Source organism: Tsukamurella spumae, from assembly GCF_012396015.1.
GTDB classification, from domain to species: domain Bacteria; phylum Actinomycetota; class Actinomycetes; order Mycobacteriales; family Mycobacteriaceae; genus Tsukamurella; species Tsukamurella spumae.
Map to the genome: position 1 here is coordinate 16,859 of NZ_JAAXOQ010000007.1, position 25,131 is coordinate 41,989.

Here is a 25,131-nt window from a genome sequence, read left to right on the forward strand (position 1 = left end):
CCGGACCTTCAACAACGCCAGCGCGCGCGTCACGCGGACGCCGGGACGCCCGGGACGGCCTCCGGGTCCTCGCGCACGGCCCTGCCGTTCGTCTCCTTGAGGAAGTACGCGCTGGCCAGGGTGACCAGCCCCATCGCGGCGAGGTACACCGACACGAGGGTGGTGGACTGCGTCTCCGCGATGATGGCGGTCATGATGAGCGGTGCGACGCCCGAGACGCCGACCGCCGCGAGCTGGTACGCGAGCGAGGCGCCGGAGTAGCGGATACGGGGCTCGAACAGCTCGGCCATGAACGCCGCGAGCGGGCCGTAGGTCAGCGCCTGGCCGAAGCTCGAGACGAACATCGCGACCAGGAGCAGTCCCACGTTCGTGGTCTCCGCGAGCCAGAAGAACGGGAACGCCCACACGATGAGCATCGCGGCACCGAGCAGGATCAGCGGCCGGCGGCCCACCCGGTCGGACACGGCGCCCGCCGCCATGATCACCAGGGGCATCACGAGCGAGGTGACCAGCACGCAGGCCAGGATCGAATTGCTGCTCATGCCGAGGCCGCCCGCGGAGGGCTTCTTGCTGCCGTAGCTCACGAAGCCGGCGATGGAGACGTAGAACGCGGAGTTCGTTCCGGCCAGCAGGCCGGCACCGAGCAGGATCTTGCCCCAGTGCCCACGGATCGCCTCGGACAGCGGCGCCGCCGCGACGGTCTCCTTGCCGGCGTTCTTGGCCGCGACCTCGCGCTGCAGGGCGAGGAACTCGGGTGAGTCCTCGATCTTCTTGTGGATGTACATCACGACGGGCACCAGCACCGCACTGGCCCAGAACGGCACGCGCCAGCCCCAGCTGAGGAAGGCGGCGTCGTCGAGCACGGTGTTCATCAGGATCATCATCAGGTTGCCCAGGAGCAGGCCGAGCGGGACGCCCATCTGACCGAAGGTGCCGGCGAATCCACGCTTCTTCGGGCCCGCGGACTCGGTGAGCAGCAGCACCACACCGCCCCATTGACCGCCGCATGCGAGGCCCTGGATGAACCGCAGCGAGACCAGCAGGATCGGCGCGAGCGAGCCGATCGCCGAGGCGGTCGGCAGGCAGCCGATGAGGAAGGTGGCCGCGCCCATCGCGGACAGGCACCACAGGAGCATCGGCTTGCGGCCGATCCGGTCACCGAAATGCCCGGCCAGGATTCCGCCGAGCGGACGGGCGATGAAGCCCACCGAGAAGGTGGCGAAGGCCATGAGCGTCCCCATCAGCGGCGACAGGCCCGGGAAGAAGACCTTGTCGAACACCAGGGCGGCAGCGGTGCCGTAGACGAAGAAGTCGTACCACTCGATCGAGCTGCTCACCAGTCCGGCGGTGAGCAGCTTGCCGTGCGACTTCTTCTGCACCGGCGCGGCGGCGCCGGACTCGCTGATCTGTGTCATGAACGACCCTTCGTGGAAGTGTGTGATCCCCGACACAGAGAATGCTTGACGTTGACGTTCGTGTCAACCGATCCCGGGAAATAACTGAGCGTTTGCTTACGCAGATGGGGGCCTGTTTCCAGGACTCTGACGGAGATCGACACCGGCTCCGGCCTCGATCACGTACAAAGAGCACATGGCACTCCTCGAACCCGATTTCCCGTCCGTCAACGGCCGCGACACCGTCCGCGCCTGGATCTACACGCCGGCCCGCGAGCCGCGCGCGATCGTGCAGGTCGTCCACGGCCTCGGCGAGCACTCGCGCCGGTACCTGCGCCTGATCACGGCGCTCCTCGACGCCGGCTTCGTGGTGGCCGCCGAGGACCACGCAGGGCACGGGGCGACCGCGATGGCCTCGGGCGTGTGGGGCGATGCGGGCGAGGACGCGGCGCAGGTCCTGGTCGCCGATGCCGCCGCGCTCCGCGCGAAGGTCCGCGAGCTCCACCCCGGACTGCCCTACGTCGCCTTCGGACACTCGATGGGCTCGATGATCGCCCGCGGGCTGGTCACCGCGCAGCCGGACGGGATCGACGGCCTGGTGCTGTGCGGGATCGCCGCGCAGATCGCCGGCATCGACGGTGTCGTCGACCGCGCGGCGCTCGCCGCGGAGCCCGATCAGGCCGGACCCGTGCCCGCGCACTACGTCGGAGAGCTGTTCGACGGCTTCGTGTCCCGGTTCGGCGCGGGAGCGGGCCCGACCGATTGGGTCGCGCGGGACGCGGACGTCGTGCGCGACCACGCCGTCGACCCGTTCAACAACTTCGGCGCCCCGCTGTCGACCCGGTTCCTGCGTGGCTTCATCGAGCTGTACGACGCCGCGAACGGCGACGCCTTCTACGCCGCCCTCCGGCCGGAGACGCCCGTGTTGATCCTCGCCGGCGACCAGGACCCGGTGACCAACTACGGCGAGGGGGCGTATCACGTGGCGAACGCCCTCGTCGCATCCGGCCATCCCGATGTACGGACGCGCGTCTACCCCGGAGTGCGGCACGAGGTGCACAACGAGCCCGACACCCGCGACGACGTGACCGCCGAGCTCATCGGCTTCGTCGAGCGCGTGATCGCCTGACGGAGAACGCACGCGGCGCCCCGGCGGTCACCGCCGGGGCGCCCCGTCCGTGCCCTACTGCGTACGCAGCTCCCGCTTGAGGATCTTGCCGGTGCCACCCTTGGGCAGCTCGGCGAGGAGATGGACCTCGCGCGGGTACTTGTACGCCGCCAGGCGCTCGCGACTGAAGTCCGTCAGCGCCTCCGCGTCGGCCGTCGCACCCGGGCGGAGCACGACGAACGCGACGACCTCCTCCCCCAGCCGGTCGTCGGGCCGCCCGACGACCGCGGCCTCGACGACATCGGGGTGGGTGTAGAGCACCTCCTCGACCTCGCGGGGATAGACGTTGTAGCCGCCGCGGATCACCAGGTCCTTGAGGCGGTCGACGATGAAGAAGTAGCCGTCCTCGTCGCGGTAGCCCAGGTCGCCGGTGTGCAGCCAGCCGTTTCGCAGTGCCTCGGCCGTCGCGTCGGGCCGCTTGTAGTAACCCTTCATCACGTTGTGGCCGCGGACCACGATCTCACCGACGTTGTCAGCGCCGGGCGGGAGCTCCGCACCGTCGAGATCGACGGCCCGTAGCTCCACGCCCCAGATGGGCTTGCCGATCGAGAGCACCTTGCGCTGCTCGGCGCTGATGTTGAAGGTCGCGGTCGACGCGGTCTCGGAGAGGCCGTAGCCCTCCAGGATCACCAGGCCCGGGAACTTCTCCTCGAAGGCGCGGATCACGCCACCGGGGATCGACGCGCCGCCGGAGACGGCCGCGCGCAGGCTGCCCAGGTCACGGCCGGCGATGTCCTCGCCGAGCAACGCCACGTACATGGTCGGGACGCCGGACAGCACCGTGACCCGGCGCCGCTCGATCACGTCGATGACCGCACCCGCTTCGAATCGCGGCACCAGTGCGACCGAACCGCCGTACCGCACAGCGGCGTTGAGGACGCTCGACAGCCCGAAGACGTGGAAGAGCGGCAACGCGCCGAGGGCGACGTCGTCGTCGCGCATGCCGAACAACTGCGGCGCGACGGTGCAGTTCATGTAGAGCTCGAAATGGGTCAGCTCGGCGCCCTTGGGCCGCCCCGTCGTACCCGAGGTGTACAGCAGGACCGCGGTGTCGTCCGAGCTCGTGGGGTGGATCTCCCCGGTGTCCGACTCCGTCAGGAGCTCGGCGAAGGGCACGGCGCCCGACGGTGTCGGCGCCCCGAGCGACACGACCGCCACGTCGTCCACCCCCGCCTCCGCCGCGCCCGCGAGGGCGGCCTCGGCGGAGAAGTCGGAGGCGATGAGCAGCTTCGCGTCGCTGTCGCCCAGGTGGTAGGCCACCTCACGCGCGGTGAACAAGGGGTTCAGCGGCACCATCGTCAGGCCTGCCTTGAGGATGCCGAAGTAGACCAGCACGAACTCCGGCAGGTTCGGCAGCTGCACGGCCACCTTGTCGCCCGGCGCGAGGCCGCGCACCAGCAGCGCGGCGGCGATCCGCCCCGACTGCTCGTCGACCTCGCGGTAGTCGATCTCGCGATCCCCGAAGTACAGCATCGGCGCACCCGGGCGCGCATCGGCGGACTCGCGCAGCATCACGGCCAGGTTGAACGACATGCGCTACTCCCCCGCCAGCACGCGACGCGGGACGTCGACCAGCATGGTGTCGATCTGCGCCTGCGTCACACCGCGCTCGAGCACGTACGGGAAGACGTCCTCGAAGACGTGCGTGTAGTGCCACTGGAGCATGCCCGCCTTGACATTCGGGTCGATCCAGTCGATGTAGCAGGACGCGTCCTGCGACAGCACGATCTTGTCGGTGTATCCGCGGCGCACCATCTCGATGAGCGTGTCGTTGCGCGCCTCGAAGGTGGTCTCCAGGTTGATGCCGAACCGGTCGAAGCCCAGGGTGAAGCCGGCATCGGCGAGCGCGGAGAGGTGGTCGACGTCCGTGGAATCGCCACTGTGCCCCAGGACGATCCGCGCCGGATCCACGCCCTCCTCGTCACACATCACCCGCTTGACCAACAGGCCCGTCTCCGAGCCGGGGTGGGTGTGCACGGTGATCGGCACGCCGGTGGCGTTGTGCGCCTTCGCCACTGCTCGCATCACCCGTTCCACGCCCTCGGTCAGGCCGTGGTGGTCGATGGCGCACTTGAGCATGCCCGCCTTCACGCCCGTGTCGCCGATGCCCTGCTCGATGTCCCGGACGAACATGTCCGCCATGGGATCCGGGAAGTCGATACCCGTCATCGCGGTCAGGGCCGGCCCGCGGTACATGAAGTACCGCGGCACGTCCCGGTAGGTGTAGACGCCGGTGGCCGCGACGATCCGCACCGGCGTCCGCTCCGCGATCCGCTGGATCCGCGGGATGTAGCGGCCGAGGCCGACCACCGTCGGATCGACGATGGTCCGCACGCCGGCGTCGTACGCCCGCTGCAACTGCGCGACCGCGTCGTCCGCCCGGGCGTCCTCGTCGCCGAAGTCCTCCGGGTAGTTCTGCTGGATGTCCGGCGTGAGCACGAAGACGTGCTCGTGCATGAGCGTGACGCCCAGGTCGGCGGCGTCGACGTCTCCGGTGACGGTGTGTACGGCTCCCATGGTTCCTACTTTCCGACGGTGACTCGTGATGGGCGGGGCGGTTCTGTCAGGCGGGCAGGTCGATCAGGCCCGCGAGTGCGGTGCGGTGCCGGCCGGCCGCCCCCAGCGCGATCTGGTCGGCCTTGGCGCGCTTGAGGTACAGGTGCACCGGCGCCTCCCAGGTCATCCCGATGCCGCCGTGCAGCTGCACCGCCTCCTCCGCGGCACGGACCGCGAGGTCCGAACAGTATGCGGCGGCCACGGCGACCGCGATGACGCTCTCGGGATCTTCCGGCCCCAGCTCCGCCAGCGTGACGGCGGCCGACCGGGCCGCCGCCGCCGCGGATTCCGCATCGGCGTACAACTCGGCGAGACGATGCTTGAGCGCCTGGAAGCCGCCGACGATCCGACCGAACTGCCTGCGCTCCTTGAGGTACACGACCGTGGTGAGCACGCACCAGCGCGCGAGACCGGCCTGCTCGGCGGCCAGGAGCGCGGCCCCGGTCAGGAGCCCCGCGCGGACCGCGGTGGCACCGTCGGCGGTGAGGACATCGCCCCGGGCGCCGTCGAGGGTGATGTCGGCGAGCTGCCGCGTCATGTCCAGCGAGGACACCGGCTCGATCCGGGTGTCGGCCGCCGGGACGGCGTACAGCGCACCGTCGGAGCCCGGGACGAGGAGGACATCGGCACCGATCGCCCCGGCGACGGACCGCACGGTGCCCGACAGCGCACCGTCGACGACGGGAACCGTCGGGACCGGCCCGTGCGGGTTCACGGAGAAGGGCACCACCAGGGCCGCCGACCGCTCGCCGGTGGCGAGCCGGGACGGCAGGGCCGATGCGCCGGCGGCCAGCGCCGTCGCGGTGGCGATCCCCGCGGAGGTGAGGAAGTCCGTTGCCGCGCAGGCCGCCCCGAGCTCCTCGGCGACGACCCCGGCCACCGCCGCACCTGCCCCGGCGCCGCCCAGGTCCTCGGGGACGAGCAGGCCCGCGACCCCCATCTCGGCGAGCTCGCCGTCGATCCCGGGGGCCGGGGTTCCGTCGTAGGCAGCGATGAGGTCCGCCGGTGCCGTGCGGCGCCCGAGCAGGTCGCGCACCGCCGCGCGCAGGTCGTCCTCGACGTCGGTGTTCAGTAGCTGCGGTGAGAAGCTCACTTGGGCACGTCCTTCCACGGCAGGTCCTTGTCGACCCGGTGCTCCGGCGGCAGCCCCAGCACGCGCTCCGCCACGATGTTCTTGAGGATCTCCGAGGTGCCGCCCTCGATCGAGTTGCCCTTGGCCCGCAGATAGCGGTACCCGGCGTCCCGGCCGTAGAAGTCGACCCGGTCCGGACGGACCATCGTCCAATCCGCGTACCGCAGGCCGTCTTCCGCGAGCAGCTCCAGTTCGAGTCCCGACAGCTTCTGGTTGAGCCGCGCGAAGGACAGCTTCATCGCCGCGCCCTCCGGCCCGGGTTGCCCGGACGCAAGCTTCTGCCCCAGTCGCTGCGCCGTCACCCGGGCGACCTCGCTGTCCACCCACAGGCGGAGCAGGTCGTCGTGCAGGTCCGGCGTGCGCAGCTCCGGGCGCTCGCGCCAGGTCCTGGCGACGACGCCGATCATGCCGTCCTCGCGCTGTGCGGCGCGACCGCCGATCGCGACCCGCTCGTTGTTGAGCGTGGCATTGGCGACCTGCCAGCCCTGGCCCACCGCACCGAGGCGGTGGGCGTCCGGGATGCGCACGCCCTCGAGGAAGACCTCGTTGAACTCGGCCTCGCCGGTGATCTGCCGCAGCGGCCGCACATCGATCCCCGGGTCGGACATGTCGCACAGGAAGTACGTCAGGCCCTTGTGCTTGGGCAGATCCGGATCGGTACGGGCGACCAGGATCGCCCACTGCGCGTTGTGCGCGCCCGAGGTCCAGACCTTCTGGCCCGTGACCACCCAGTCGTCGCCGTCGCGCACCGCGCGGGTCGCGAGGCCCGCGAGGTCGGAGCCGGCGCCGGGCTCGCTGAAGAGCTGGCACCAGATCTCCTCGCCCGTCCACAGCGGGCGCAGGAAGCGGTCGATCTGCTCGGGCGTGCCGAAGGACAGGATCGTGGGGGCGGCCATGCCCAGGCCGATGCCGTTGACATGACTGCGGTTGTCGGGGGCGCCCGCCGCGGCGAACCGTGCGTCGACCGCCTGCTGCAGGGACCGCGAGAGGCCCAGCCCGCCGCGTCCCTCCGGGTACGCCACCCACGCGAGGCCGGCGTCGTAGCGGGCCCGCAGGAACTCCAGCGGGTCCGTCTCGGCCGGCGGATGCGCCGCGAGGAACTCGTCGACCCGCCGGGCGAGCTCGTCCGGCCCCGGCGCCGTCATCGCTGCGCCCGGGCCGCCGCGCGCTTCTTCAGCTCCGCGCGGGCGAGGGAGTTCTTGTGCACCTCGTCGGGCCCGTCGGCGAACCGCAGGGTCCGGATGCCGGCGTAGTACTCGGCGAGCGGGAAGTCCTGCGACAGGCCGCCCGCGCCGTGCGCCTGGATCGCCTTGTCCAGGATCCACTGCACGGTCTGCGGCGTGGCGATCTTGATCGCCTGGATCTCCGTGTGGGCGCCGCGGTTGCCCACGGTGTCCATCAGCCACGCGGTCTTGAGCACGAGCAGGCGCAGCTGCTCGATCCGCACGCGGGACTCGGCGATCCAGTCGCGGATGACGCCTTGCTCGGACAGCGGCTTGCCGAAGGCGGTGCGCTCCGAGACCCGGTCGCACATCGCCTCGACCGCGCGCTCCGCGACGCCGATCGACCGCATGCAGTGGTGGATGCGGCCGGGCCCGAGGCGGGCCTGCGCGATGGCGAAGCCGTCGCCCTCCTCGCCGATCAGGTTGCTCGCGGGCACGCGGACGTCGGTGAACCGCATCTCGGCGTGGCCGCCGTGGCTGTGGTCGTCGTAGCCGAAGACCTCCATGCCGCGCAGTACCTCGAGGCCGGGGGTGTCCCGCGGCACGAGGATCTGCGACTGCTGACGGTGCCGCTCGGCGTCGGGGGCGGTCTTGCCCATGACGATGAAGACCTTGCAGTTCGGGTTCATCGCGCCCGTGATCCACCACTTGCGGCCGTTGATGACGTAGTCATCCCCGTCGCGGACGATGGACAGGCCGATGTTGGTGGCGTCGGAGCTGGCGACATCGGGCTCGGTCATCGCGAAGGCGGAGCGGATCTCCCCGTTCAGGAGCGGCTTGAGCCACTGCTCCTTCTGCTCCGCGGTGCCGAACTCGTTGAGCACCTCCATGTTCCCGGTGTCCGGCGCGGCGCAGTTGAACACGGCGGGCGCGAGATGCAGGCTGCGGCCGGAGATCTCGGCGAGCGGCGCGTACTGCAGGTTGCTCAGGCCCGCGCCGTTCTCCCCGGGCAGGAAGAAGTTCCAGAAGCCGCGGCTGCGGGCCTCGGCGCGGAGCTCCGCGAGCACCGGGACGCTGTCCCAGGCCCAACGGTCGTCCAGCTCGGCCAGCTGGCGGTGGAAGGTCTCCTCCGCCGGATAGACGTGGGCGTCCATGAAGTCGTTGACCCGACCGATCAGCTCGGTCGTCGTGGCGTCGTACGCGAATTCCATGTGTCAGTTCTCCTTCAGTGCCGAGATACCGGCGTCGAGCAGCGGGTTCACGGCCTGGCCGGCCTCGGCGAAGCCCTCGCCCACCGTCTGGCCGCCCACGTAGCGGTAGTGGATGCCCTCGACGATCCCCGCCAACTTGAAGCAGGAGAGGGCGATGTAGAAGCCGAGGTCGCCGAGGTCGCGGTTGGACCCGGCGGCGTACCGGTCGATGATCTGCTGCTCGCTCAGGAAGCCCGGGGCCTCCGTCACATCGCTGACGGTGCCCGCGGAGATCTTCGCGAGACGGCCGTACACCAGCATCAGCGCCAGGTCGGTGAGCGAGTCGCCGATGGTGGCCAGTTCCCAGTCGACGACGGCCGCCGGCACGTCCTGCGGTGAGACGAGCACGTTGTCGAGGCGGTAGTCGCCGTGCACGATCCCGGGCGCGGCGTCCGCGGGGACCCGCTTCTCCAGTGCCGCGAAGAGCTCGTCGACCTTCGGCAGGTCACGGGTGTGCGCGGCGGCGAACTGCTTGCGCCAGCGCTGCACCTGACGGCCCAGGAAGCCCTCGGGGCGGCCGTAGTCGGCGAGGCCGACGCTCGCGGGATCGACGTGGTGCAGCTCGATCAGGGTGTCCACGAGTCGCTCGGAGATCGCGCGGGTGCGGTCGGCGCCGAGCGCCACGAGCTCGGAGGCGCGCCGGTAGGGCACGCCGTCGATCTCGCTCATGACGTAGAACGGCGCACCGAGCACCGCGGGATCGTCGCAGAAGGCGTACATCACGGGCACCGGCACGGCGGTGCCCGCGAGCGCCGACATCATGCGGTACTCGCGACCCATGTCGTGCGCCGTGGCCAGCAGCTTGCCGACCGGCGGGCGGCGCAGGATCCACCGGGAGGCACCGTCGGAGATTCGGTAGGTGAGATTGGACTTGCCCCCCGCGATGAGGACCGCCTCGAGGTCGGTGCCCGCGCCCTGCACGTGCTGCGGAAGCCAGGCGCCGAGGACATCGAGGTCGAGGCCCGGATGCCGCTCGGTCATCAGAACACCACCACCGAGACGATCTCGCCGACGCACGCGGGGCGCTCACTGCCCTCGATCTCGATAGTCACCTTCGCGATCACCTGCTGTCCGCCGCCGCCCGGGGTGACGGACACCAGCTCGACGCCGGCCCGCACGCGCGAGCCCACGGGGACGGGCGCAGGGAAGCGAACCTTGTTGCTGCCGTAGTTCACCCCCATCTTCGTTCCCTCGACGGTGTAGATCTGCCACGTCAGCATGGGGATCAGCGAGAGGGTGAGGTAGCCGTGGGCGATGGTCGTGCCGAACGGCCCGGCCTTCGCCTTCTCCGGGTCGACGTGGATCCACTGGTGATCCCCGGTCGCCTCGGCGAACATGTCGATGCGCTGCTGGTCGATCTCGACCCAGTCGCTGTAGCCGAGGTGCTCGCCGACGGCGGCCTGCAGCTCCTCGAGTCCCTTGAGTACGCGCATGATGCTGTGCCCCTAGTCCTTCGGTCCGCCGGCGACGTAGACCACCTGACCGGAGACGAAGCCGGCACCCTCGCTCGCGAAGAAGCTGGCCGTGTGGGCGATGTCCGCGGGCAGGCCGACGCGCTGCACGGGGATCTCCTTGGCCGCAGCGGTTTTGAAGTCCTCGAAGGAGATGCCCATGCGCTCTGCGGTGGCGGCGGTCATATCGGTGGCGATGAAGCCGGGGGCGATCGCGTTGGCGGTGACGCCGAACCGGCCCAGCTCGAGGGCGAGGGTCTTCGTCAGGCCCTGCATGCCGGCCTTGGCCGCCGAGTAGTTGGCCTGCCCGCGGTTGCCGAGCGCCGAGGTCGACGACAGGTTGACGATACGGCCCCAGCCCTCCTTGGTCTGGTACTTCTGCACCTCGCGCGACATCAGGAAGGCACCGCGCAGGTGCACGCCCATCACCGAATCCCAGTCGGAGACGGTCATCTTGAAGATCAGGTTGTCGCGGATGATGCCGGCGTTGTTGATCAGAATGGTGGGCGGGCCCAGTTCCTCGGCGACGCGGGAGACCGCGCTGGTCACCTTCTCCTCGTCCGAGACATCGACGCCGACGCCGATCGCGCGGCCGCCGGCGGCGGTGATCCGGTCGGCGACCTCCTGGCAGGCGGCCTCGTCGAGGTCGAGCACGGCGACGGCGTGGCCGTCGGAGGCGAGGCGGGCGGCGACCTCGGCGCCGATGCCGCGGGCGGCTCCGGTCACGATGGCGATGCGCTGGGTCATGAGAACTCCTTCTGTGGGGACGTACGGCGGGCGAGCGCGGGAACGAGGTCGGTCAGCGCGGCCCGGGTGGTGGTGGGGTCGGTGTGGTGCACGGCGCGGATGCCGAGGGCGGCGGCGCCGTCGACATTGGGGATCGCGTCGTCGATGAACGCCGCGCGCTCCGGCGGGACACCGAGCCGATCGAGCGCGAGCGTGAAGATCGCGGGGTCGGGCTTGCGCAGCCCCACCTCCTCCGAGATGATCACGGGCGCGAAGAGTGCGGCGAGACGCGCACGGGGATAGAGGTTCCCGCCGCCCCAGCTGTTGGAGACGATGGCGACGGGCACGCCCGCGGCGTGCAGGTCCTCCGCGAGCTCCCACATCGCCGGATCCTCCTGGATCCGCGCGAACATGCGGCGCAGCACGCCGTCGGGATTCACCGGCTCCCCCGAGGTCGTGCGCAGCGCCGCGGCGAACTCGGCGTCGAACGCGGCCTCGGGGAGCTCGCCGGTCTCGAGCCGGTGGATCGGGCTCCCGGCGGCGGCGCCGCGGCCGAGCCAGGACTTGAGCGTGGCGGTGAACCCGGCCCGCTCGATGCCCTCGTCCGCGATCCACGCCTCGATGCTGTGGCGCATCGGCTCGGTGAGGACGCCGCCGTAGTCGAACAGCACAGCGTCCACCTCGCGGTGCGCCGCGGGATCGATGTCACGGCCCGCCGCGCCCGACGGTGCCGTCACCGGTCCGCCTGGTAGACCACGCGACCCACCGTGCTGCCGTCGGCGAGGCGCTGCAACCCGTCGGGGACCTCGTCGAAGGAGAGCCGTTCACTCACCAGCGGATTCACCGATCCCTGGTCCGCGAGCGCGGTCAACTCGGCATGGCACTGCTGGATGGCGGCGGGGTCGTACGCGTTGTACAGGCCCCAGTGCAAGCCCACGATCGAGTAGTTCTTGATCAGGGCGTGGTTGAGGGCGGCCTCCTGGATGGTGCCGCCGGCGAACCCGATGATGAGGATCCGGCCCTCGAAGGCGATGCACTTGGTCGATCGCTGGTAGGTCTCGCCGCCGACCGGATCGTAGATCACGTCGGCGCCGCGGCCGCCGGTCTCGGCCTTGACGACCTCGACGAAATCCTGTGTGTGCCGGTCGATCACGACGTCCGCGCCGAGCGCTCGGGCCACCTCCGCCTTCGCCTCGCCGCCGACGACGCCGATCACCCTGGCGCCGGCGGCCTTACCGAGCTGGATGGCGGCGCTGCCGACCCCGCCGGCGGCGGCGTGCACCAGCAGCGTCTCACCGGGCTGCAGGTGCGCCCGGCGGTGCAGCCCGAACCAGCCGGTCTGGTAGCCGATGAACAGTGAGGAGGCCTGCGCGTCGTCCAGCGAGGCCGGTGCGGGGAAGGTCTGCGCGGCGTTCAGGACGGCGTACTCGGCGAATCCGCCGGCGGGGAGCGCCGCGCCGCCGAGCACCCGGTCGCCCACGGCGAAGCCCTCGACACCCTCGCCGATCGCGGTGATCTCGCCGCACAGCTCGACGCCCGGCGTGAACGGGAGGTCCGGCTTGACCTGGTAGAGGCCGCGACACATGAGCACATCGGGGAAGTTCGCCGCGGTCGCGCGGGTGCGCACCACGACCTGGCCCGCGGCGGGCTCGGGTGTGGGGAGGTCCGCCTCCCGCAGCACCGCGAGCGGCTCGCCCAGTTCGGGGACCTGCCATGCCCTCATCGTGTGCTCTCCTTGTCTTCCAGCCGCTGCTGGAGCTTGTTCATGCCGTGCAGCCACTTGTCGGTGGCGCCCGCACGGGCCGCGTAGTAGCCCGCCACCTCGGGGTGCGGGAGGATCAGGAACTCGTCACCGGCGAGAGCGTCCACCGCCTGCGTCGCGACCTGCTCGGGGGTGAGCGCCGTGTCCCGGCTCAGGAGTTCCTCGAGGTCGCCCGACTGCTCGAGCATGCGGGTCTGCACGCCCTGCGGACAGATGGCCTGGACCACGACCCCGCGATGCCGGTAGGTCACGGACAACCACTCCGCGAAGGCGACGGCGGCGTGCTTGGAGACCGAGTAGGCGGGCGCACCGATCATCGTGAGCAGTCCCGCCGCCGAGGCGGTGACGACGAACCGGCCACCGCCGTCGGCCACCCACTGCGGGACCAGCAGCCGCGCGGCGCGCACGTGAGCCATGACGTTGACCTGCAGCGAGATGTCCCAGTCGGATTCGGGCGCCGCGAGGCCACGGCCCCGGTCGACGCCGGCGTTGGCGTACCAGGCGTCGATCGTGCCGAGCTCGCGGCGGGCGGTCTCGACGAGTGCCGTCACGCCCTCCTCCGAGGCCGCGTCACCCGGCACCGCGACGGCGGTACCGCCCGCAGCGGTGATCTCCGCCGCGACGCGGGCGGCACCGTCGGCATCGAGATCGGAGACGACGACGCGGGCCCCGCGGGAACCCAGCTCCCGGGCCAGCGCGGCACCGATGCCGTTCCCGGCGCCGGTGACGACGACGCCCCGGCCGTTCGGTTCGAAGGCGGGCACGGCCTAGACCCCGCCGGTGAGCAGGACGCCGCCGTCGACGGTGAGCGTCTGGCCGGTCATCCAGGCGGCATCGTCGGACAGCAGGAACGCGACGACCGAGCCGATGTCGTCCGGCACGCCGAGCCGCTTGAGAGGGTAGGCCGCGGAGACCTGCTCCTCGCGGCCCTCGTACAGCGCGGTGGCGAAGCGGGTCTTCACGACGGCGGGCGCGACGGCGTTGACGCGGATGTTCGGGCCGAGCTCGACGGCCAGCTCCTCGGTGAGATGGATGACCGCCGCCTTGGTGACGCCGTAGAAGGCGATACCGGGCGCCGGGCGCAGGCCGGCGACGGAGGCCACGTTGACGATGGCCCCGCCGTGCTCGGACTGCCACGCGGCGTGGACCTTCTTGGTCCAGGACAGGGTGGAGAGCACGTTGACCTCGAAGATCTTGCGTGCGGCGTCGATGTCCAGGTCCATCAGCGGGCCGTACACCGGGTTGATACCGGTGTTGTTGACGAAGAAGTCAGCGCTGCCGAAGGTCTCGATCGCGGTCGCGATCGCTTCGTCCTGGTGCGCCGTGTCGTCGCCCGAGCCGGCGACGGCCACCGCGGACTCCGGGCCACCGAGCTCGGCGACCGCGGCATCGAGCGCCTCCTGCTTGCGGGCCGTGATGACGACCTTCGCACCGTCGGCCACCAGCCGCTGGGCGATGGCCAGGCCGATGCCCCGGCTGGCTCCCGTGACGATCGCGGTCTTCCCGGCGAATCGGGTCATGCTGCACACCTTCCGTTCAAACTGACTAAGCGCTCGCTTATTTTGTAGCTTAGGACACACCCCGCGCCGTGACGACCCCTCCGGAGTACGCAGCCCTGTGACTCTTCTCACACAGTACTGAACCCACCCGTCGCAGGCCCCCGGAAACGACGGAGCGGCCCGCGCGCACAGGCGCGGGCCGCTCCGATCGCCGGGCGGGACGGAACCGTCAGCTCAGCCGCTCGATGATCATCGCCATGCCCTGGCCGCCGCCGACGCACATGGTCTCCAGGCCGAACTGCTTGTCGTGCCACTGCAGCGAGTTGATCAGAGTGCTGGTGATCCGCGCGCCCGTCATGCCGAACGGGTGGCCGATGGCGATCGCGCCGCCGTTGACGTTCACCTTGTCCGCATCGATACCCAGGTCACGGACCGACGGGATCACCTGCGCCGCGAAGGCCTCGTTGACCTCCATGAGGTCGATGTCGCCGATGGACAGGCCCGCGCGCTGCAGCGCCTGCTTCGACGCCTCGACGGGGCCCAGCCCCATGATCTCGGGCGAGAGGCCCGTGACGCCGGTCGAGACGATGCGGGCGAGCGGCGTGAGGCCGAGCGCCTTGGCCTTGGTGTCGGACATGATCACCACGGCGGCGGCACCGTCGTTGAGGGGGCAGCAGTTGCCGGCCGTGACGGTGCCGTCCGGACGGAAGACGGGCTTGAGCCCGGCGATGCCCTCATAGGTGACGCCCGCGCGCGGACCGTCGTCCTGGGAGACGACGGTGCCGTCGGCGAGCGTGACCGGGGTGATGTCCTTGGCCCAGAAGCCCGAGGCGATGGCGGCCTCGGCGCGGTTCTGGCTCCGCACGCCCCACTCGTCCTGGTCCTGGCGGCTGACGTTCTTGAACTGCGCGACGTTCTCCGCGGTCTGGCCCATGGCGATGTAGACATCGGGCAGGAGGCCGTTCTCGCGCGGGTCGACCCAGGTCTGCCCACCCGCGGCGAAGGTCGCGGTGCGCGCCTCGGCGTCGGCGAACAGGGCATTCTTGGTGTCCGGCAGGCCGTCGGCATTGCCCTTGATGTAGCGACTGACGGTCTCGACGCCGCCCGAGAGGAAGACCTCACCCTCGCCCGCCTTGATGGCGTGGAAGGCCATTCGGGTGGTCTGCAGGCTCGAGCTGCAGTACCGGTTGACGGTGACCCCGGGCAGGTGGTCGAGGCCGGACTCGACGGCGACGACGCGGGCGATGTTGAAGCCCGACTCGCCGGCCGGCTGGCCGCAGCCGAACATCAGATCGTCGATGTCGCGCGGGTCCAGCTCGGGGACCTTGGCCAGCGCGGCACGCACCATCTGGACCGACAGGTCGTCCGGACGGACGTCCTTGAGCGAGCCCTTCGCGGCGCGACCGATGGGCGACCGCGCGGTGGAGACGATGACGGCTTCGGGCATGAGAGACCTCCGAGTTCGAACCACAATTTACTAAGCGCTCGCTTAGCGGTGTACCATCCACTCTGCACCACTGCGGCGCGAGCGTCAATCCGCCCGCCGCTGTGGTCCCGTTCACAATAGGCAGACCGCCGTGCGTTGGCGCACCCGGAAGGGGAGACGATGACCGATCCCGACGCGCCGTCCCGCGCGGACGCGACCAGGGCCCGTTTGCTGGCCGCTGCCGCGGCCGCCTTCGCCGAGCGCGGCTTCCACGGCACCACCACCCGCGACATCGCCGCGGCCGCAGGCATGAGTCCCGCCGCCGTCTATGTGCACTACAAATCGAAAGAGCAACTGCTACACCACCTCTCGAAGTTCGGACACCAGCGGATCATCGACGCGATCGACGCCGTCGATGACGCCGCGGACTCCCCCGCCGATCGGCTGGCCCGCGCCGTCCGCGCGTTCGCCGGTCACCACGCGACGGCGCACACCAGCGTGCGCGTGGTGAACTACGAGCTCGACGCCCTGACCCCGGAGCACCGCTCCGAGATCGGCGCCCTGCGTCGCGAGATCACCCGGCGCATGCGCGCGATCGTCGACGCCGGAGTGGCCGACGGTTCGTTCGACACGCCCGATCCGCGGATGGCGACGATCGCCGTCCTGTCCAGCGGCATCGACATCGGCCGCTGGTACCACGACGGCGGAGAGATCACCCCGGAGCGGATCGGCGACTTCTACGCGGACCTGGCCCTGCGCACCGTCGGCGCGACCACACCGGACCCCCAGCAGTAGAACCGAAGGAGAACACCATGCTGCGCACCATCTACACCGAGGACCACGAGGCCTTCCGCGACACCCTCCGCTCCTTCATCGAGGCGGAGGTCGTTCCGCACTTCGAGGAGTGGTACGCGAACGGCATCGTCCCGAAGGACTTCTACCGCAAGCTCGGCGAACTGGGCATCTTCGGGATCGAGGTCCCCGAGGAGTTCGGCGGCGCCGGCGAGGAGACCTTCAAGTACGAGGCGATCATCGCCGAGGAGTGCGCCCGCGCGGGCGTGTCCTTCGGCGGCAGCGGCGTGCACGTCAACCTGTGCCTGCCCTACCTGATGAAGTACGGCACCGACGAGCAGAAGCAGCGCTGGCTGCCCGGCTTCGTCGACGGCACGAACATGTTCGCCATCGCCATGACCGAGCCGGGTACCGGCTCCGACCTGGCCGGCATGAAGACCACCGCCAAGCTCTCCGACGACGGCACGCATTACGTGCTCAACGGGTCGAAGACCTTCATCACGGGCGGCGTGAACGCCGACCGGGTCATCGTGTGCGCACGGACCTCCCCCGCCACGGCGGAGGACCGCCGGTTCGGCATCTCCCTCCTCGTCGTGGACACCACGCTCCCCGGCTACGAGGTGGGCCGCAAGCTCGACAAGCTCGGCCTGAAGATCTCGGACACGGCGGAGCTGTCCTTCACCGATGTCAAGGTCCCCGTCGAGGACCTGCTCGGCGAGGAGAACAAGGGCTTCGGCTACCTCGGCCAGAACCTCCCGCAGGAGCGCCTGTCGATCGCCAACGGCGCGTACGCGCAGGCCAAGGCCGCGATCGCGTTCGCTCAGGAGTACACCGAGCAGCGCAACATCTTCGGCAAGCCCGTCGCCTCGTTCCAGAACACCAAGTTCGAGCTCGCGGCGTGCAAGGCGAAGCTCGACGCGATGGAGTCCAGCGTGGACCGCGGCATCGAGCTGCACGACGCCGGCAAGCTGACCGCCGCCGACGCCGCCTCGCTCAAGCTGTTCTGCACCGAGGCCGCCTCCGATGTCATCGACCGCTGCCTGCAGCTGCACGGCGGCTACGGCTACATGAACGAGTACCCGATCGCCCGCCTCTACGCCGACAACCGCGTCAACCGCATCTACGGCGGCACCTCCGAGGTCATGAAGTCGATCATCGCCAAGGACATGGGGCTGTAGCGACCGCCGTGCGCCGCGGTGATTGACTGAGCGGATGGACCTGCTGATCGGCCTGGTCGCGGTCGCGCTCTGCGGCGCCGCGGCCTGGAACGTGCGGCGTGCGGGGCCGGGCTCCGAGCGGATACTCGGCATCGCCCGGTACGCACGCGCATGGGTCCGAGCGAGCCCCGTCGCCGCCCTGATGTGGCTGGTCGTGATGTCGAACACCGTGATGCTGCTCGGGCTGCCGCACAGCCTCGGCGAGCAGGTGCTCGAGGCGCACAGCACCAACCTCGAGCAGTTCGGCTCCCACCCGTTGCAGTCGCTGATCACGTCCGCGCTGTGGATCGAACCGGTCGACATCCCGTTCGTCACGCTGATGACCCTGCTGGTGCTCGGACCGGCCGAGCGGTGGCTGGGCCACGCGGGCATGCCCATGGTGTACTTCGCGGGCAGCGCCACCGCCTCGCTGATCTCGGTGCTGTCGGCGAATCGCCTCCTCGCGCACGGGATCCTCACCGACGACCTCGACGTGCAGGGCATGATCGACGTGGGCGTGAGCTACGGCAGTCTGTGCCTCGCGGGGCTCATGGTCTACCTGATCACGTCGTGGCGCTGGCGCGTCGCGGCGATGCTGGCCCTGCCGATCCTGGTGCAGCTGAGCATGCCCTTCTTCGGGCTCTACTCCACGCTCGGGCACTTGCGCGCGGTCCTGCTCGGCTACCTGCTCTACCCCGTGACCCGGATCCCGTCGATCCGCCGCCGCGCCGCGAACTGGACCTGGCGGTTCCGGGTCACCACACCCTGACCCGGTCCTTCGGGTCCAGCCACTCGCCGTCGCCGGGCTTGACGCCGAAGGTGTCGGCGAAGGAACCGACATTCTTGACCACCTGGTTCGCACGGAACTCGTTGGGCGCGTGCGGATCCGTCGCCAGGGACTGGATCGCGGCGGCCTGCCGGGCCTTGTTGCGCCAGATCCGTCCCCAGCTCAGGAACAGGGGCGTCAGGTCCGGCCCGGACGCCGGTGCCGCGCTGCCCGACGGTGCCGCGCTCGCCCCGGCACTCGTACTCGCCGACGGCGCGGCGCTCGCCCGCCCCGCCCCCTCGGTACCGGGGTCGCGGTTGGCGACGGCGATCCGGTAGGCGGCCACGGCGATCGACAGCCCGCCGAGATCGGCGAGGTTCTCCCCCACCGTGAGGCCGCCGTTGACCTTGTTCTCCGGCGGGAGTCCCGCGGGCACCAGCACGTCGTACTGGGCGATGAGCGCCTTCGTCCGCTTCTCGAACTCGGCCCGGTCGGCGGGCTCCCACCAGTCCTTGAGGTTGCCGTCACCGTCGTACTTGGCCCCCTGGTCGTCGAAGGCGTGGCCGATCTCGTGCCCGATCACCGCGCCGATCCCGCCGTAGTTGACCGCGGACTGCGCGTCCGGGGAGAAGAACGGCGACTGCAGGATCGCCGCCGGGAAGACGATCTCGTTCATGCCGGGGTTGTAGTAGGCGTTGACCGTCTGCGGAGTCATCAGCCACTCGCCCTTGTCCACGGGCTTGGCGAGCTTCGCGAGCTGGTAGGCGTTGTCGAACTCGCCGGACGCGCGGACGTTGTCGACGATCGACTTCGAGTCGGTCTTCAGGTCCGAGTAGTCGCGCCACTGATCGGGGTAGCCGATCTTGGTGCGGATCTTCTCCAGCTTCGCCGCGGCCGCCCGCCGGGTGGCGGGCGTCATCCAGTCGAGGTCCTCGAAGCTCGCGCGGTAGGCGCTGCGCAGGTTGTTCACCAGCTGCTCGGCCTGCTTCTTGGCGTCGGCGGGGAAGTGCTTCTTGACGTACAGCTCCCCCAGCGCCTCGCCCAGTGCCCCCTCGACGACCGCGACGCCGCGCTTCCACCGATCGCGCTGCTGCTCCACGCCGCTGAGCGTCTTCGAGTAGAACTCGAAGTTGGCGGTCACGATCGGCGCCGCGAGGTACGCGGCGTAGGCCCGCACCACCTGGATCCGGGCGTGGTCCTTGAGAGTGTCCAGATCGGTGTCCGCCCACAGCTTGGCCGCGGAGGTCAGGAAACTCGGCTGCGCCACGACGATGTTCTTCGCATCCTCGGCCTTGATCCCCACGGCCTTCTGCCAGCGGTTCCAGTCGTAGCCGGGCGCCAGCTTGCCCAGCTCCGACCACGGGTACGGGTTGTAGGTGTTGGTCGCATCGCGCGAGCGCACCCGGTCCCAGTGGCCCTTCGCGACGGAGGTCTCGAACGCGAGCACCCGGGCGGCGACGGCGGGCGGGTCCGACAGCCCCGCGAGCGAGGCGACCTTCTCGAGGTAGGCGCGGTACTTGTCGCGCACGTCGGCGTACTTGGCGTCCCGGTAGTACGCCTCGTCGGGCAGGCCGATGCCCGACTGCACCAGATTGAGCACGTACTTCGACGAATCCTTCTGGTCGGTGTCGACGTAGTAGCCGACGAGCCCGCTCACACCCTGCTTCTGATGCGCGCCGGTCACGTCGAGCAGCGCGTCCTTGTCGGCCGCCTTGTCGATCGCCTCGAGATCGGGCTTGATCGGGTCGGCGCCCGCCGCATCGATCCGCGCCGTGTCCATGAACGAGTCGTACACGTCCCGGATCTTCGCCTCGGCACTGCGCGTCCGGGGATCCTTGATGCTCTCGATGATGACCTTGAGCTGGTCGAGCGCCCGGTCGGACAGATCGGTGAAGGTGTTGAACGAGGCCTTGTCGGCGGGGATCGTGAAGCCCTCGTACCACGCGCCGTTGACGTGCCGGAACAGGTCGTCCTGCGGCCGCACGCCCGGGGCGACGCCCGAGAGGTCCGGGCCGGTCAGGGGGCGCGGCGGGGCGGCGGAGGTCGACGGTCCGCCGCCCGGCCCCGAGACGCCGCAGGCCGCGAGCACGCCGGCACCCGCCAGGACGCCGAACCCGGCGAGGAAGCGCCGACGGTTGAAACCGGCCGATGAGGGGCCGCCGAAGGGGTCCCGGTCGCGCGGCGGGTGCACGGAGCCGGATGCCGACGGGTGTACTGAGCCAGAGTCCATATCCGCATCTAACCCGATCGCCGGGTCGACCGTGCGATGTACTAACTACCCGGGTCGGGGTTCGTCGTATCCCGCGAGGTGACGACGATCGCGATCACGATGAGCGCGATCCCGACCGCCTCGATCCAGCCGGGGCGCTGGCCCAGCATCACCGCGCCGACGCCGGTCGCCGTGACCGGCAGGAGAGCGAGCAGCAGCGCGAACCGCGCACGGCCGACCCGGCCCAGCACCACCTGGTCCAGCACGTACGGGATCACCGAGCTGAGCAGGCCGAGCCCGAGCCCGAGAATCCACACCTCCCACTGCAGGAAGGCCCCGGGGCGAGCGACCAGATCGGGGGCCAGGGCGGGCACCGCCAGCACCAGCGCGCCGGCCGCCAGCCCCACGCCGAGGCCCTCGATGCCGCCGCCCGCGTCGGCGACGCGCTTGCCGATCACGATGTACCCGGCCCACAGGCCCGCTGCGAGCAGTGCGAATCCGACGCCGACGGCACCGTCGTACCCGGACACCGCAGTGATGTTCACGCCCGCCACGCACACCACCCCGACCAGCGCCGCGGCGGCGGCGAGCAGGTCGACGGTGCGCCGCGACCCCGCGACCGCGACGGTGATCGGCCCGAGGAACTCGATCGCGACGGCGGTGCCGAGGTCGATGTGCGCGATCGCCTCGTAGAAGGCCATGTTCATGAGCACCGTCACGGTGCCGAACAGGGCCGCGACGCGCAGCCGCGCGGCGGACCAGTTCCTGCGGCGCGGCCGCAGCGCCAGGATCAGGATCAGGCCGGCTCCCGCGCCCCGCAACCACGCCACCGCGACGGGCGAGAGCGACTCGAATAGGCCGACGCCGAGCGATGCGCCCACGTACTGGCTGATCGCCCCGATCACGAACATCGCGGGGATCATCAGCGGCATCACGTTGCCCAGCCTAAGGGCCCGCTCAACCGGTTTTGTTCACCCTCCGAGAACATGCCGCCCGCCTCCCGGATGCGGTGGAACAAATCGGTATCCTCGAACGTATAAAGAGATGTAAGAACGGTTCACCTAGGAACGGAGGAATCATGACGAACACTGTCACTTCAGAGGCCCCCGCGGGCGATGCCTTCGCTCCCCTCACCGCGTCCGATCGCTGTGATCGCTGCGCGGCGGCCGCCCAGGTCCGAGCGGTTCTCCCCTCGGGCTTCGAGTTGCTCTTCTGCGGCCATCACTTCTCCGAGCATCGGGACAAGCTCGACGCCCAGGGTGCGACGGTCGTGACCGAGCCCCTCACCGTGTAAGTCTCCGATCCCGGCCGAAGGCGCCGCGCATCCGCCCTACTTCCGGATGCGCGGCGCCTTCGTCTCCCGGTCACTTCCAGGTACGGAGCGCGGCGATGCGTTCGCGCAATTGATCGGCCGAGGCCATCGCGGTGACCGGGCCACCGAGCCTGCTGCGCAGCTCGTTGTGCACCACGCCGTGCGGTTTGCCCGTGCGGTGGTGATGCATCGCGACCAGTGAATTGAGCTCGCGCCGCAGCGCCGAGAGCTGCGCGCCGGCGGTGGCGCGCTCCTCGACCTCGGGCGGCGGCGCGGGCCGTTCCTCGGCCGCCGACCGACCGCCGACCTGTTCCTTCTGCCGCTGCTGCAGCAGCGCGCGCATCTGCTCGGCGTCGAGCAGACCCGGGAGGCCCAGGTAGTCGGCCTCCTCCTCGCTGCCCGCGAAAGTCGCGGTGCCGTACGAGGATCCGTCGTAGATGAGCTGGTCGAGCTCGGCGTCGGCATGCAGCGAGACGAAGGCCTTCTCCTCCTCGCCCGGCTCGTCCTTCTGCTTGTTGGCGTCGATGAGCAGCGCGTCCTCGAGCCCGTCGGACTCGCGGTGCGGCTTGCCGAGCACGTGGTCGCGCTGCTCCTCCAGCTTCGCCGCGAGGTCGAGCAGGACGGGCACCGAGGGCAGGAAGACGCTCGCCGTCTCGCCGGGCACGCGCAGTCGCACGAAGCGCCCGATCGCCTGGGCGAAGAACAGCGGCGTGGACGCGCTCGTCGCATACACACCGACGGCGAGCCGCGGGACGTCGACGCCCTCGGACACCATGCGCACGGCGACCATCCACTTGTCGGTGCCCTCGGCGAAGGCCGAGATCCGCTTCGACGCCGTCGGATCGTCGGAGAGCACCACGGTGACCTTCTCGCCGCTGATCTCCTCGAGGAGTTCGGCGTAGTCGCGCGCGGTGGACTGATCGGTGGCGATGACGAGGCCGCCCGCGTCGGGCATCGCCCGACGGAGCTGATCGAGCCGGGTGTTCGCGGCCTGCAGCACCGCGGGGATCCAGTCGCCGTGCGGGTCGAGCGCAGTTCGCCACGCGCGCCCCGTCTGCTCCTTGCTGAGCGGCTCGCCGAGCCGCGCCGTGAACTCCTCGCCGGCGCTGGTGCGCCAGCTGGCCTGGCCCGAGTAGGCCAGGAAGACCACGGGACGCACGACCCCGTCGGCCAGCGCGTCCGAGTAGCCGTACACGTGGTCCGCCTTCGACCGCTGGCCGCCGCCGAACTCCGGCTCATAGGTCACGAACGGGATCGGGTTGTCGTCGCTGCGGAACGGGGTGCCGGTCAGAGCGAGCCGTCGAGTGGCGCCCTCGAAGGCCTCGCGCACGCCCTCGCCCCAGCTCTTGGCGTCGCCCGCGTGGTGGATCTCATCGAGGATGACCAGGGTCTTGTAGGCGGTGGTGCGCGCGTGGTGCTTGTACGGGTGCATGCCGACCTGGGCGTAGGTGATCACGACCCCGTCGAAATCCGACGACGTGCTACCGCCCGAATTGGTGAAGTTCGGGTCGAGGTTGATACCGCTGCGCGCGGCGGCCTCGGCCCACTGGTACTTCAGGTGCTCCGTGGGCGCGACCACCGTGACGCGTTCGACGGTGCGGTCGGCGAGCAGCTCGGAGGCCACCCGCAGCGCGAAGGTCGTCTTACCGGCACCCGGCGTCGCCACCGCGAGGAAGTCCTGCGGCTTCGCGGTCAGGTACTTCGTGAGCGCACGGCGCTGCCAGACACGAAGTGAAACCGCCATCGAGAAACGCACCCCTATACCGCGAAGAGAAGCCCACCCGGCAGGTGTTGCGAGCGCGGGCGGGTCGATCGTGAACCCTGGAAGAGTCTACTCGCAACACGCGCCGATCCCGGTTCCGACGTGATCGGCCCCGGTGCGGAAGACTGGACCGCGATGGACGACGCAGAGGGACCGGCTCCGGGCCGGCAGCAGAGTCCCGCGAAGGATGCGGGGCCGGTCGATCCGGGCCCGCACACGCGTGACCTGGACCGCCCCCGGCGCGCCCCGCTGCACCTGCGCGCGTGGGCCGTGGTGCGGGACATGCCCGCCGTGCTGTGGCGCACCGTCGTCAAGTCCTGGGACGATTCGATCGTCGGGCACAGCGCCCAGGCCGCCTTCTGGACCACCCTGTCGCTGGCGCCGCTGCTACTGGCGCTGATGGGCCTCATCGGCTACGTCGCGAACTGGTTCGGCCCCGACACCATCGGCGTGATCCACGACCGGATCATCTCCTTCGGGCTCCGGGTGTTCACGCCGAACGTGGTGGACGAGATCATCCGCCCCATGGTCGACGGGGTGCTCCAACAGGGCCGCGGCGATGTCGCGTCGGTCGGCTTCATCCTGGCGCTGTGGGCCGGGTCGTCCGCGTTGTCCTCGTACGTCGACTCGATCAACATGGCGCACGACCAGCACACGGTGCGCAATCCCGTGTTCCAACGACTGTTCGCCCTGGTGCTCTACGTCGAGTTCCTGGTGATCGCGGTGTTCACGCTCCCGCTGGTAGCGCTGGGACCGACCTTCCTGGTCAAGTACATCCCCACGTCGTGGCATCCGGCCGTCGCGCAGCTCATCGACTTCGGGTACCTGCCCTTCGTCGTGCTCATGCTGGTCGGCGGACTGGCGCTGCTCTACCGGCAGGCGCTGCCGCACCCGCTGCCCTGGTATCGCCACCTGCCCGGTGCCGCGCTCGCCGCGCTCATCTTCCTGGTCGCGTCGACGGGGCTGCGGGTCTACCTGTCCTTCATCGCGTCGGGGCGGGGGATCTCCTACGGCGCGCTCGCGACCCCGATCGCGTTCCTGCTGTTCACGTTCTTCCTGGGCTTCGCCGTGATGGTGGGCGCCGAGTTCAACGCCGCGCTGCAGGCCCGCTGGCCCGCGCGGGAGATCCGCACCGACCAGCTGCGCGACTGGGTGGTCGAGCAGATCAAGGAGGTCGGCATCTCCGACCCCGGCAAGGCCGCGGCGGAGGGGCTGCGCCGCGCCACCGACCCGATCCGGCGGCGGCAGCGCCCCGAGCCCGAGCCCGAGCGGTCCGCGCCGCCCCGCCCCGCACCGCGGGTCGGGCCCCGCTGACTACTTCTTCATGCGGTCGTAGATCTTCTTGCACTCGGGGCACACGGGCGAGCCGGGCTTCGCCGACTTGGTGACCGGGAAGGTCTCCCCGCACAGCGCCACCACGTAGTTGCCCATCACGGCCGACTCCGCGATCTTGTTCTTCCGCACGTAGTGGAAGAACTTGGGGGTGTCGTCGTCGTTGCCGGTGTCGGCGTCGACATCGACGTCCGGCTTCTCCAGGGTCTTCGTGCTCATGACTTTCATTCTGCCA

General features: G+C 70.2%; 24 protein-coding genes. 6 read left to right on the forward strand and 18 right to left on the reverse strand.

What is annotated here, in order from left to right; genetic code table 11:
* Nucleotides 1–29 precede the first annotated feature (29 nt).
* Nucleotides 30–1,415, reverse strand: a complete 1,386-nt coding sequence (locus HF999_RS06725; protein ID WP_168545135.1) for an MFS transporter — start codon at nucleotides 1,413–1,415, stop codon at nucleotides 30–32.
* Nucleotides 1,416–1,590: 175 nt separating this feature from the next.
* Here HF999_RS06725 and HF999_RS06730 point away from each other — a divergent pair, with 175 nt between their 5' ends.
* Nucleotides 1,591–2,523, forward strand: coding sequence for an alpha/beta fold hydrolase (locus HF999_RS06730; protein WP_168545136.1), 933 nt, complete (start codon nucleotides 1,591–1,593; stop codon nucleotides 2,521–2,523).
* Between the two features lie 54 nt (nucleotides 2,524–2,577).
* Here the strand turns inward: HF999_RS06730 and HF999_RS06735 are convergent, their stop codons facing one another.
* The 13 genes from HF999_RS06735 to HF999_RS06795 form a co-directional block, all read right to left on the reverse strand.
* Entirely contained in the window at nucleotides 2,578–4,095 is a 1,518-nt protein-coding gene (locus tag HF999_RS06735; protein ID WP_168545137.1) for a long-chain-fatty-acid--CoA ligase, read from the reverse strand.
* A 3-nt stretch (nucleotides 4,096–4,098) separates the two neighbouring features.
* Nucleotides 4,099–5,079, reverse strand: coding sequence for a phosphotriesterase family protein (locus HF999_RS06740; RefSeq protein ID WP_168545138.1), 981 nt, complete (start codon nucleotides 5,077–5,079; stop codon nucleotides 4,099–4,101).
* 46 nt (nucleotides 5,080–5,125) lie between these two features.
* Nucleotides 5,126–6,211, reverse strand: coding sequence for an acyl-CoA dehydrogenase family protein (locus HF999_RS06745; protein WP_168545139.1), 1,086 nt, complete (start codon nucleotides 6,209–6,211; stop codon nucleotides 5,126–5,128).
* Entirely contained in the window at nucleotides 6,208–7,395 is a 1,188-nt protein-coding gene (locus HF999_RS06750; RefSeq protein ID WP_168545140.1) for an acyl-CoA dehydrogenase family protein, read from the reverse strand. The genes HF999_RS06745 and HF999_RS06750 overlap by 4 nt, the downstream gene beginning before the upstream one ends.
* On the reverse strand, nucleotides 7,392–8,624 hold the full coding sequence (locus HF999_RS06755) for an acyl-CoA dehydrogenase family protein (protein ID WP_168545141.1): 1,233 nt from the start codon (nucleotides 8,622–8,624) through the stop codon (nucleotides 7,392–7,394). Before HF999_RS06755 ends, HF999_RS06750 begins: the two co-directional genes overlap by 4 nt.
* Nucleotides 8,625–8,627: 3 nt before the next feature.
* Nucleotides 8,628–9,644, reverse strand: coding sequence for a phosphotransferase family protein (locus HF999_RS06760; protein WP_168545142.1), 1,017 nt, complete (start codon nucleotides 9,642–9,644; stop codon nucleotides 8,628–8,630).
* A complete protein-coding gene (locus HF999_RS06765) occupies nucleotides 9,644–10,096 on the reverse strand; it encodes a MaoC family dehydratase (protein ID WP_168545143.1) in 453 nt (150 codons plus the stop codon). The genes HF999_RS06760 and HF999_RS06765 overlap by 1 nt, the downstream gene beginning before the upstream one ends.
* A gap of 12 nt (nucleotides 10,097–10,108) precedes the next feature.
* A complete protein-coding gene (locus HF999_RS06770; protein ID WP_168545144.1) occupies nucleotides 10,109–10,861 on the reverse strand; it encodes an SDR family oxidoreductase in 753 nt (250 codons plus the stop codon).
* Complete coding sequence (locus HF999_RS06775) at nucleotides 10,858–11,577, reverse strand: HAD family hydrolase (protein ID WP_312854049.1); 720 nt, start codon at nucleotides 11,575–11,577, stop codon at nucleotides 10,858–10,860. Before HF999_RS06775 ends, HF999_RS06770 begins: the two co-directional genes overlap by 4 nt.
* Nucleotides 11,574–12,563 carry an NADPH:quinone oxidoreductase family protein gene (locus HF999_RS06780; protein ID WP_168545145.1) on the reverse strand — a complete coding sequence of 330 codons (990 nt, stop codon included), beginning with the start codon at nucleotides 12,561–12,563 and terminating at the stop codon, nucleotides 11,574–11,576. The genes HF999_RS06775 and HF999_RS06780 overlap by 4 nt, the downstream gene beginning before the upstream one ends.
* Nucleotides 12,560–13,366, reverse strand: a complete 807-nt coding sequence (locus HF999_RS06785) for an SDR family NAD(P)-dependent oxidoreductase (RefSeq protein ID WP_168545146.1) — start codon at nucleotides 13,364–13,366, stop codon at nucleotides 12,560–12,562. The genes HF999_RS06780 and HF999_RS06785 overlap by 4 nt, the downstream gene beginning before the upstream one ends.
* 3 nt (nucleotides 13,367–13,369) lie before the next feature.
* Complete coding sequence (locus tag HF999_RS06790) at nucleotides 13,370–14,122, reverse strand: SDR family oxidoreductase (RefSeq protein ID WP_168545147.1); 753 nt, start codon at nucleotides 14,120–14,122, stop codon at nucleotides 13,370–13,372.
* Nucleotides 14,123–14,330: 208 nt separating this feature from the next.
* Complete coding sequence (locus tag HF999_RS06795; protein WP_168545148.1) at nucleotides 14,331–15,548, reverse strand: acetyl-CoA C-acetyltransferase; 1,218 nt, start codon at nucleotides 15,546–15,548, stop codon at nucleotides 14,331–14,333.
* 159 nt (nucleotides 15,549–15,707) lie between these two features.
* Between HF999_RS06795 and HF999_RS06800 the strand changes: the two genes are divergently transcribed.
* From HF999_RS06800 to HF999_RS06810, 3 genes are read left to right on the forward strand one after another with little or no spacing between them, the layout of a single operon-like run.
* The gene (locus tag HF999_RS06800; protein ID WP_168545149.1) at nucleotides 15,708–16,322 is read left to right on the forward strand and encodes a TetR/AcrR family transcriptional regulator; all 615 of its coding nucleotides are present in this window, start codon (nucleotides 15,708–15,710) and stop codon (nucleotides 16,320–16,322) included.
* A gap of 17 nt (nucleotides 16,323–16,339) precedes the next feature.
* Nucleotides 16,340–17,497 (forward strand): acyl-CoA dehydrogenase family protein, encoded by a 1,158-nt coding sequence (locus HF999_RS06805; RefSeq protein WP_168545150.1) that lies wholly within the window; start codon nucleotides 16,340–16,342, stop codon nucleotides 17,495–17,497.
* 34 nt (nucleotides 17,498–17,531) lie between these two features.
* Nucleotides 17,532–18,284, forward strand: a complete 753-nt coding sequence (locus HF999_RS06810) for a rhomboid-like protein (RefSeq protein ID WP_168545151.1) — start codon at nucleotides 17,532–17,534, stop codon at nucleotides 18,282–18,284.
* Here HF999_RS06810 and HF999_RS06815 read toward each other — a convergent pair.
* Nucleotides 18,271–20,511, reverse strand: a complete 2,241-nt coding sequence (locus tag HF999_RS06815; protein ID WP_246207428.1) for a M13 family metallopeptidase — start codon at nucleotides 20,509–20,511, stop codon at nucleotides 18,271–18,273. The genes HF999_RS06810 and HF999_RS06815 overlap by 14 nt on opposite strands.
* A 41-nt stretch (nucleotides 20,512–20,552) precedes the next feature.
* A complete protein-coding gene (locus HF999_RS06820) occupies nucleotides 20,553–21,422 on the reverse strand; it encodes an EamA family transporter (protein WP_168545264.1) in 870 nt (289 codons plus the stop codon).
* A gap of 146 nt (nucleotides 21,423–21,568) precedes the next feature.
* Here HF999_RS06820 and HF999_RS06825 point away from each other — a divergent pair, with 146 nt between their 5' ends.
* On the forward strand, nucleotides 21,569–21,784 hold the full coding sequence (locus HF999_RS06825; protein ID WP_168545152.1) for a DUF7455 domain-containing protein: 216 nt from the start codon (nucleotides 21,569–21,571) through the stop codon (nucleotides 21,782–21,784).
* Between the two features lie 70 nt (nucleotides 21,785–21,854).
* On the opposite strand, the gene HF999_RS06830 is transcribed toward HF999_RS06825, so the two are convergent.
* A complete protein-coding gene (locus HF999_RS06830) occupies nucleotides 21,855–23,546 on the reverse strand; it encodes a DEAD/DEAH box helicase (protein WP_168545153.1) in 1,692 nt (563 codons plus the stop codon).
* 153 nt (nucleotides 23,547–23,699) lie between these two features.
* Between HF999_RS06830 and HF999_RS06835 the strand changes: the two genes are divergently transcribed.
* On the forward strand, nucleotides 23,700–24,878 hold the full coding sequence (locus HF999_RS06835) for a YihY/virulence factor BrkB family protein (protein ID WP_168545154.1): 1,179 nt from the start codon (nucleotides 23,700–23,702) through the stop codon (nucleotides 24,876–24,878).
* Here HF999_RS06835 and HF999_RS06840 read toward each other — a convergent pair whose 3' ends face one another.
* On the reverse strand, nucleotides 24,879–25,115 hold the full coding sequence (locus HF999_RS06840) for a DUF3039 domain-containing protein (RefSeq protein WP_068535230.1): 237 nt from the start codon (nucleotides 25,113–25,115) through the stop codon (nucleotides 24,879–24,881). It abuts the gene before it with no gap.
* Nucleotides 25,116–25,131: the final 16 nt, after the last annotated feature.